The 9,357-nt window shown below is 66.0% G+C and carries 8 protein-coding genes; 7 read left to right on the top strand and 1 reads right to left on the bottom strand.

Annotated features, from left to right (window positions below; translation table 11 throughout):
• The first annotated feature begins 304 nt into the window (after positions 1 to 304).
• From EKL94_RS01870 to pncB, 3 genes are all read left to right on the top strand, one after another.
• On the top strand, positions 305 to 1,159 hold the full coding sequence (locus EKL94_RS01870) for a glycosyltransferase family 2 protein (protein WP_126927756.1): 855 nt from the start codon (positions 305 to 307) through the stop codon (positions 1,157 to 1,159).
• Positions 1,156 to 1,995 (top strand): glycosyltransferase family 2 protein, encoded by an 840-nt coding sequence (locus EKL94_RS01865; protein WP_126927755.1) that lies wholly within the window; start codon positions 1,156 to 1,158, stop codon positions 1,993 to 1,995. The genes EKL94_RS01870 and EKL94_RS01865 overlap by 4 nt, the downstream gene beginning before the upstream one ends.
• Positions 1,996 to 2,104: 109 nt before the next feature.
• Positions 2,105 to 3,283, top strand: a complete 1,179-nt coding sequence (gene pncB / locus EKL94_RS01860) for a nicotinate phosphoribosyltransferase (RefSeq protein ID WP_010482009.1) — start codon at positions 2,105 to 2,107, stop codon at positions 3,281 to 3,283.
• A gap of 25 nt (positions 3,284 to 3,308) precedes the next feature.
• On the opposite strand, the gene EKL94_RS01855 is transcribed toward pncB, so the two are convergent.
• A complete protein-coding gene (locus tag EKL94_RS01855) occupies positions 3,309 to 3,674 on the bottom strand; it encodes a hypothetical protein (protein ID WP_126927754.1) in 366 nt (121 codons plus the stop codon).
• 459 nt (positions 3,675 to 4,133) lie between these two features.
• Between EKL94_RS01855 and EKL94_RS01850 the strand changes: the two genes are divergently transcribed.
• The 4 genes from EKL94_RS01850 to EKL94_RS01835 all read left to right on the top strand — a co-directional run bounded on the left by EKL94_RS01850 (position 4,134) and on the right by EKL94_RS01835 (position 9,169).
• Positions 4,134 to 4,673, top strand: coding sequence for a fimbrial protein (locus tag EKL94_RS01850; RefSeq protein WP_126927753.1), 540 nt, complete (start codon positions 4,134 to 4,136; stop codon positions 4,671 to 4,673).
• 85 nt (positions 4,674 to 4,758) lie between these two features.
• Positions 4,759 to 5,487 carry a fimbrial biogenesis chaperone gene (locus tag EKL94_RS01845; protein ID WP_049411192.1) on the top strand — a complete coding sequence of 243 codons (729 nt, stop codon included), beginning with the start codon at positions 4,759 to 4,761 and terminating at the stop codon, positions 5,485 to 5,487.
• A gap of 92 nt (positions 5,488 to 5,579) precedes the next feature.
• Complete coding sequence (locus EKL94_RS01840) at positions 5,580 to 8,144, top strand: fimbria/pilus outer membrane usher protein (protein WP_126927761.1); 2,565 nt, start codon at positions 5,580 to 5,582, stop codon at positions 8,142 to 8,144.
• Entirely contained in the window at positions 8,135 to 9,169 is a 1,035-nt protein-coding gene (locus tag EKL94_RS01835) for a fimbrial protein (protein WP_126927752.1), read from the top strand. Before EKL94_RS01840 ends, EKL94_RS01835 begins: the two co-directional genes overlap by 10 nt.
• Positions 9,170 to 9,357 lie beyond the last annotated feature (188 nt).

Raw genomic sequence — 9,357 nt, 5'->3', positions numbered from 1 at the left:
CGCGTGGGCCGCGAGGGACAGGCTGGTGGATCTGGGAGGGCTGACCGGGGGAGGCGGGGGCGGTCGGCGGAGGCGGGGGGGGTCGGGGGGCGGGGGGGTCCGGGGCGTGGGCGCGGGGGCGAGGCCCCCGGGGACGGGTTTACGGCGTCCCAGGCAGCCGGACCCACCCCGCCATCCCCCAGGAACCCAGCTTTTGCTCCGGCTGTTGCTTCGGCTCTGGCTCTGGCCTCTGCGGGCGCCGGGTGCAACCCGGCCGATACCCTCCCAGTGCTAGGCTGTGGCCACCGACAACCACGGAGGCGGGATGGGGGCGATCGTGTTGTTGCCGCTGTGCGTGGACGATGCCGCGCTCGACCGCTGCCTGGCCGCACTGGATGCCGGCACCGCGCCGGGCACCGCGGTCTGGCTGGCCGACGACGCGCAGACCGGGCCGCGCGCGCAGGCGGTGGTGGAACACTGGTTGGTGCATACGCCACTGCAGGCCGAGTACACCCGCCGCGCGCGGCCGCTGGGCGAGGTGGCCCACCTGGACGAGATGCTGCGCGCCTGCGATGGCATGGACGTGGCGGTGCTGGCGCCGGACAGCGTGCCTGCGCCGGGCTGGCTGCAGCAGCTGCAGGACACCTTCGCCCGCGATGCCGCCATTGCGACCGCAACCCCGTGGTGCAATGCCGGCGAAACCGCGGCGTGGCCACGGCTGGGCGAAATCAATCCCGAACCCCATGATCCGGCCCTGCTGGCGCATACCTGCGCCACGTTGCCAACCCTGCACCCGGAGCTGCCATCGGCGGTCACCCATGCGGTGCTGGTGCGGGGCAACGCGCGCCGACGTGCCGGGGGCCTGGATGTGGACAGCTATGCCGGCTGGAATGCGGCGCTGGTCGACCTGAGCCTGCGCATGGCCGGCCTCGGTTGGCGCAACGTGTTGTGCGAGACGGCTTTCGTCAGCCGGGCAGGGGAGGCGATCAGCCGTGATGGCGATCTCGAGGCCCTGGCCGCGCGCTGGCCGGGCTGGGTGCCACGGCTGGCTGACTTCCTCATGCACGATCCGCTGCATGGCCTGCGTGCCGACCTGCAGCAGCGCATGCGGCAGGCGATAATGCCGAAGGAACAGGGGGACCTGTTCGTCCCGTCTTCCGCGCCGGAGCCTCCTGCTTGAATGTTGCCATTGCCGCCATCGTCGTCACCTACCAGAGCGGCAGCACCATCGATGCCTGTCTCTCGCGTCTGCGCCAGGCGCAGGACGTGGCCGAGATCCGGGTGATCGACAATGGCTCGATGGATGGCACGCTGGATATCGTGCAGCGCCATGCCAGCCACGACCCGCGCGTGCGTTTCGTCGGCAATCCGGACAATCCCGGCTTTGCCGCCGCCAACAACCAGGGCGTGGCCGATTCGCACAGCCCCTGGCTGGCCTTCATCAACCCGGATCTGATGGTCGAACCGGAAACCCTGGCCGCACTGCGCAGCCGCGCGGAAGCACTGGGCGATTGCCTGCTCGGTGTCGAGCAGGTGGACGAGCAGGGCCATGCCGACGAAGCCGTGCGTCGCCGCGACCCGGATTTCCTGATGATGCTGCGCTCGCCGGGCAAGGGCTCGAAGCTGGCGGTGCCACGTGACCCGCAGCAGGCGCTGCAGCGGGTGCCGGCGTTGTCCGGTGCGCTGCTGATGATGCCGCGTGCATTGTTCGATTGCATCGGAGGCTGGGACGCCGGCTATCGCCTGCACGCCGAGGACCTGGATCTGTGCCGGCGTGCACGTGAAACGGGGGCGGTGGTGGCGATCGCCAATGACCTGCAGGTCACCCACGTTCGTGGCGTCTCCAGCCGCTCGCGGCCGTTCTTCGTCGAATGGCACAAGCACAAGGGCCTGTGGCGCTATTTCCAGAAGTTCGAGGCCAGGCAGCGTTCGCTGCCGGTACGGGTGGCGGTGTGGGGCGCGATCTGGGCGCACGCCCTGATGCTGGTGCCGCGTCTGCTGCGCAGGTCGTTGTAGAGCCGAAAGGGCATCCACGCATGGCGTGGATCTACCAACGCTGTTCCGCGGAGAGCCGAGGGTGGCCGCAGCCACCCCGGTTCACCCTGCCGGGCGCATAATCCGCCCCATGCCTATCATCCAGTCCCTGCTCGACACCGACCTGTACAAGTTCACCATGATGCAGGCGGTGCTTCACCAGCACCCCGGCGCCCAGGTGCAGTACCGGTTCAAGTGCCGCACGCCCGGCATCGACCTGGCCCATTACATCGACCAGATCGACGAAGAGATCGACCACCTGTGCAGCCTGCGTTTCAGCGACGCAGAGCTGGATTACATGCGTGGCCTGCGCTTCGTGAAGCCCGACTTCGCCGATTTCCTTGGTCTGTTCCATCTCGACCGCAAGTACATCCAGCTGCGCGCGTCGAAGACCGTGCCCGGCGAGATCGAACTGGACATCACCGGCCCGTGGCTGCACACCATCCTGTTCGAAGTGCCGCTGCTGGCGATCATCAACGAAGTCTGGTTCCGCAACACCACCACCGCCGACTTCGCCGAGGGCGAGCGCCGCCTGCAGGCCAAGGCCGCGCTGCTGCGTGATACCCCGGGGTTCGAGCAGTGCCGCATCGCCGACTATGGCAGCCGCCGCCGCTACTCGCGCGACTGGCACGCCCGTCTGCTGCCGCTGCTGCGCGACGCGCTCGGCCCGCAGCTGGTCGGCACCAGCAACGTGCACTTCGCTCGCCTGTACGGCATGACCCCGCACGGCACCATGGCCCATGAGTATCTGCAGGCCTTCCAGGCGCTGGGTCCACGCCTGCGTGATTCGCAGGTGGCGGCACTGGAATCGTGGGCACGCGAGTATCGCGGCGACCTCGGCATCGCGCTGTCCGACGTGGTCGGCCTGGATGCGTTCCTGCGCGACTTCGATATGTACTTCTGCAAGCTGTTCGACGGTGTCCGCCACGACTCGGGCGATCCGTTCGACTGGGGTGACCGCATGCTGGCGCACTTCCAGCAGCGCCGGGTGGATGCACGCAGCAAGGTGCTGGTGTTCAGCGATGGGCTCGACATCGCCAAGGTGATGCGCCTGTACGACTACTTCCGTGGTCGCTGCCAGGTCGCCTTCGGCGTCGGCACCCACCTGACCAATGATCTGGGGCCAACGCCGCTCAACATCGTCATCAAGATGGTCCGCTGCAACGGCCAGCCGGTGGCCAAGCTCAGCGATTCGCCGGGCAAGAGCATGTGCGACGACCCGGGCTACCTGGCCTATCTGCGCCAGGTCTTCGAGTTGCCGCCGGCGTAAACACGTCGGCTTACAGCAGGCCGGCTTACAGGTAGTCGACCACCACCAGGTAGGCGCCCTGCAGCGGCTGCTGCTTCGACGCCTGCACGCTGTAACGCTCGGAGAAGGCGATATCGCCGGCGCGCATCGCGCTGGCCGACACCGACAGCTTCTGGCCTTGGCGCTTGCCGTCGCGCAGCGTCGCGGCCTGGCCATCGGCAAGGGCCGTCACGGCAACCGTCGAGCCCTTGGCCGAGGGCGGGCAGGCGGCCAGGCTCAGCTCACCCTGGGACAGGGCCGTCGTGCAGCCCGGCTCGGCGATGCGGCCGCTGAAACGGATGTTGCCGCTGCTGGCCTGGGCCAGTGCGCTGACGGACATCAGGGCCACGCACAGCAGAATGGAGTTCCTCATGACACGTTCTCTGGTTCGGTGTGTCCTAGTTAGCGACAGGTTCGATCCGTCTTTAATAGGACAATTCCGAATCTGCTAGGGCCATCACCAACAAAGAGTGATGCGCATCAAATAAGGTGATTTCCACCTTAAAAAGGCCTGTTTCCACGCATGCCGAACGCGCCACCAGGCGCGTCATCCAGGGTCGTTTGTGACCTGATCGGGCCACCGTCGAATCCCCTGCGCTCCCCGAGCCTCTATTTTGCCTAACACGTCACATTTAATGCGTCAATAAATTGTCGTTCAGAAAAATAATGTGACTTTCATCACAGTTGTGCCTATACTTGCGTCACGGATTCAGGGGAAGGTATGTCCGAGTCCGGCCACAGGTGAGACGCAAGGATGGGTCTTGATAGCCCGGCAGTGCTCCTTGCTTCCTCCTCTACTTCTCATCTCTTCAGTAGGGTTAGGTAAAAGCGAATGCACAAGATCAATCTCATCGCCGCTGTGATGCTGGCCGCCGCTCCGCTGGCCGCCAACGCCGCCGACGGCACCATCACCTTCAACGGCAAGGTGACCGACAAGACCTGCACCATCTCGACCCCGGGCGGCAAGGACTTCTCCGTCAACCTGCCGACCGTGTCCAAGAACACCCTGGCTGTCGCCGGTAACGTTGCGGGCCGTACCCCGTTCGCCATCAACCTGACCAAGTGCAGCGCCGGCAACGTCGCCACCTACTTCGAGCCGGGTTCGACCGTTGACTTCAACACCGGCCGCCTGCTGAACCAGGCTTCGGCCAACGCTGCCACCAACGTGCAGCTGCAGCTGCTGGGTTCGAACAACCAGGTCCTGCCGATCAAGGCTGCTGGCGCTGGCCTGGCCCAGACCAACTCGCAGTGGGTCACCGTCGGCACCGACGGCTCGGCCGACCTGAGCTACTACGCTGAGTACTACGCCACTGCCGCCGCCACCCCGGGCGACGTCACCAGCAGCGTCAAGTACACGATCATCTACAACTGATCGTAGTCGTACCCGCACTGGCCGGCGTACGCGCCGGCCAGTGCATCGCGGCCCCTGGCCACATACCTCGAGCGTAGTACTTCCGATGAAAGCAATCTTTCCCCGGGCGCTGCTGCTGGCAGCGTTCACGCTGCCCTTCTGCCAGAACGCTCTGGCCGGCGTGGTGGTCAATGGCACGCGAGTGATCTATCCGGCGCAGGCGCGCGAAGTCACCGTGCAGGTCGACAACGTGGGCGATTCGCCGGCGCTGGTGCAGGCCTGGATCGACAGCGGCGACGCCAACCAGACCGCCGATACCAGCGATGCCCCGTTCGTGCTGACGCCGCCGATCGCGCGTGTCGAGCCGGGCCGCAGCCAGGCGCTGCGACTGATCTTCTCCGGCGCGCAGCTGCCGACCGACCGTGAGTCGGTGTTCTGGCTCAACGTGCTGGATGTTCCGCCGTCCCCGGACAACGCCGACAGCGGCGAACAGAATTACCTGCAGGTCGCGTTTCGTTCGCGCCTGAAGCTTTTCTACCGGCCGCAGGGCCTGAAGGGCGTCGCCAACGACGCGCCGGCAGCGCTGCGCTGGACCCGTACGGGCGACCGTCTGCGGGTGGAAAACCCGAGCCCCTTCCACGTCACTCTGGCCGAAGTACATGCCGTGACCGGCAGCAGTGAAAAGGCCGTCGAGGACAAGGGCGCGATGGTCGCGCCGAAGCAGAGCCTGGAGTTCGCCGCACCGGCGGGCACCGACCAGGTCCGCTTCATCACCATCAACGACTACGGCGGCCGGGTGGAACACACCATCCGCCTCGGCAGCACCGGGGGCTGAACGCGCCGCGCTGGCCCCCGGCCTGCGCATCCCGCCACCGCCGCTGTGCGGCGAATTGAAGGAATGTCAGTGTGATCGGAAACAGATTGACATTGTCGATCCATCAGGCGCTTTGCCTGTTGGTTGCTGGCGTGGCCTGCCCAGGATGGGCGCTGGCTGCCCCGGCCAATCTCGGCGAACAGGCGCTGATGGCGCAGAGTGGTGCGGCCAATGCGCGTGCACCGGAATCGGCCCAGTTCAACTCCAGCTTCCTGTCCGGCCAGGCCAAGCAGGTCGACCTGGCGGCCTTCAGCAACGGCAACCCGATGGTGGCCGGCAACTACCGTGTCGACGTCTACGTCAACGGTGCCTGGCAGGGCCGTCGCGATCTGCAGTTCAAGGCCGATGCGCAGGGCCGTGTCGACGCCTGCCTGCCGCTGCCGATGCTGGAAGAAATGGGCGTGGACAGCGAGGCCGTGCTGCTGCAGCAGGATCCGTCCGTGCCCACCGACAAGACCAGCTGCGTGCCCGTCCAGCAGCGCATGGCCAATGCCTATGGTGTCTATGACAGCGGCAACCTGCGCTACGACCTGAGCATCCCGCAGGTGTTCCTGCGCCGTGAGGCACGCGGCTACGTCAACCCGGCGCTGTGGGACCGTGGCATCAATGCCGGTTTCGTCGGCTACAGCTTCAATGCCATCGACAGCGACAGCCGCGTCGAAGGTGGCCAGCGCAACCGCAGTGCCTACCTCGGCCTCAACGCCGGCATGAACCTGGGTGGCTGGCAGTTCCGCCACGATTCGAACCTGACCTGGTCCGAGGGCGACGGCCGCCATTGGCAGAGCATCGCCACCTATGCGCAGCGCGGCATCCCGCAGGTGCGCGGCATGCTCACCATCGGTGAGGCCTACACCACCGGTGAACTGTTCGATTCGATCGGTTACCGCGGTGCCAGCCTGGCCAGCGACGACCGCATGCTGCCCGATTCGCTGCGCGGTTACGCGCCGGTCGTGCGCGGCATCGCCGAGACCAACGCACGCATCGAAGTGCGCCAGAACGAGCAGCTGATCTACTCCTCCACCGTGTCGCCGGGCAGCTTCGTCATCGACGACCTGTACCCGACCGGTTACGGCGGCGATCTGGAAGTGAGCGTGATCGAGGCCGATGGCCGCCGCCGCGAATTCAAGGTGCCGTTCGGTTCGGTGCCGCAGATGCTGCGTGAAGGCGTGTCGCGTTACTCGCTGACGGCCGGCCAGGTGCGCAACAAGCTGCTGGCCGATGAGCCGTGGCTGGTGCAGGGCACCTACCAGCGCGGCATCGGCAACCAGCTGACCCTGTACGGTGGCAGTGCACTGAGCGATGGCTACCTGTCGCTGCTGTACGGCGTCGGCCTGTCCACGCCGGTCGGCGCGTTCGCCGCCGACGTCACCCACGCCCGTACGACGTTCGACCACTACGGCAACCACACCGGTGCCAGCGTGCGCTTGAGCTACAGCAACATGATCGGCGAGACCGGGACCAACCTGACCCTGGCCGCCTACCGCTATTCGACCGAAGGCTTCTACAGCCTGCAGGATGCGCTGTACGGCCGTGATTCGGACAAGCGCGGCATCGATCCAACCACCCGTGGCCGTCAACGCAGCCAGTTCCAGGTAACGCTGAACCAGCCGCTGGGCCGTCGCGGCGGCGCGCTGTACGTGACCGGTTCGGTGCGTGACTTCTACGACCGCCCCGGCACCTCCAAGCAGTACCAGGTGGGCTACAACAACGCCTGGCGTTCGGTGAACTACGGCTTCTCGGCGCTGCGCACCGAAGAGGGCGTGCTTGGCCGTTCCGACACCCAGTACCTGCTGTCGATGAGCGTGCCGCTGGGCCGTGGTTCCCACCCGGTGTCGTTCAGCGCCGACCTCGGCGTGCGCGAGCGCGGTGGCTACGACAACAGCCGCGTCGGCATCACCGGCTCGACCGGCGTCGACAACAACTTCAGCTATGGCGTGGCACTTTCCGACTCCCGCGAAGGTGGCACCACCGCAGTGGGCAGTGCGGAATATCGCAGCCGCTACAGCGCGTTGAACGCGACCTACAGCCACTCGCGCGATTTCCGCCAGGCTTCAGTCGGTGCCAACGGCAGCGTGGTCGTGCATCCGGGCGGCTTCACCTTCACCCCGCAGCGTGGCGACACCATGGTGCTGGTGGAAGCGCCAGGCGCACGCGATGCGATCGTCAGCAACGCCCCGGGCCTGCGCGTCGATGGCCGCGGATACGCGGTGGTCCCGTACGTGTCGCCGTACCGCCTCAACACCGTCACCCTCGACCCGCAGGGCATGGCCCACGACGTCGAGCTGGAAAGCACCAGCCAGTCGATCGCGCCGTTCGCCGGTGCCATCAGCTACCTGCGCTTCGATACCCGCAAGGGCAACGCGCTGCTGATCCAGGTGCGCAACCCCGATGGCCGCACCATGCCGTTCGGTGCGCAGGTCAAGGATGAGCAGGGCCAGCCGGTGGGCATGGTCAGCCAGGGTGGCCGCCTGTACGTGCGCAGTGAAAAGAACCAGGGCAGCCTGCTGGTGGAGTGGGGCGCCGGCGCCGACCAGCGCTGCACCGTCGATTACCAGGTTCCGGCGGGCGCTGATGCGTCCAAGACCGGCTTCATCCCGCTGGAGGCAGCATGCCGATGATCTCTTCCCGTGGCCGCAAGGTGCTGGCCGCGATGGCCATGCTCGGTGGCGCCGCCTTCGCCAGTCCGGCGTTCGCCAGTTGCTACATCACCCAATCCGGCTTCGTTGCGCAGGATGTTCAGATGGATATGGGGCAGATCGTGATCCTGCCCAATCTCGCTGTGGGTGGAGTGATCAAAGAGTTGATCGTGACCATCAATCAGCGGAACAGTATCGCCCGCTGTGATGGCTGGGGCGGCAATGCCAGTGGCCGCTTCGTCAATGCTGCACAACAGACGCCGGTTCCGGGGTTCAGCAACGTTTATGCCACCGATGTGGCTGGGGTGGGTATCCGCGTCTATCGCGATTCTGGGGATATCCAGACCTACTACCCACATACTCTCAATTTGCGCGGCCCCACCAATATATCGCTCAATGGCGGCCGCTTCCGTGTCGAGCTGATCAAGACCGCGGCGCAGACCGGCTCCGGCATCATTGCGCCCAATGGCCGGTTCACCACCTACTACTACGACGGCGATGGTACTGGCCGCCCGGTATTGACCTCGACCTTCAGGGGTTCGGGCACCACCGTGGTCAGCCCGACCTGCGAAGTGCAGGCCGGCAGCCGCAACATTGCGGTCGATTTCGGCAGTGTGCCCAACACCACCTTTACCGGTGTCGGTTCCAAGGCCGTCGATCGCGATTTCGAGATCCGCCTGAACTGCCAGGGCAGCAATGTCGCCCAGTACCAGAGCAAGATCGGCATCCGTCTCGATGCCGACCAGGACAGCTCGAACATGCCGGGCGTGCTGAAGCTCAGCGCGGCCACCAACAGCGCCACCCGCATCGGCATCCAGATGGTCCAGCGTGATGGCAGCACCGAGCGCGAAGTGCGCTTCGGCCAGACCGTCAACGTCGGTACCACCACCCCCGGCACCAGCACGATGACCTTGCCGCTGCGCGCCCGTTACGTGCAGACCCAGGCCGGCACGGTGGGTGCCGGTGTCGCGAACGGCCAGGCCACCTTCACCATCCAGTACGAGTAAGGCGGCCCCAGGCCGCGGCCACTGCTGCGTTCCACCGCAACGTCGCCCGTTACACGGGCGGCGTTGACTGCGTCTTGATCTTCCAACGATGAAGATCAATGCCACGACGCGCGTACCATCATTCGAATGTGATGTACGTCGCGATTTTGGAGTTTCCTCATGAGGTGACCGTCTCCTGCCCGCGGGTG

It is taken from the genome of Stenotrophomonas maltophilia (assembly GCF_003970865.1).
GTDB classification, from domain to species: domain Bacteria; phylum Pseudomonadota; class Gammaproteobacteria; order Xanthomonadales; family Xanthomonadaceae; genus Stenotrophomonas; species Stenotrophomonas maltophilia_AR.
Note: the sequence above shows the minus strand (reverse complement) of the source record. Positions and strands in the feature narration are given on the sequence as shown.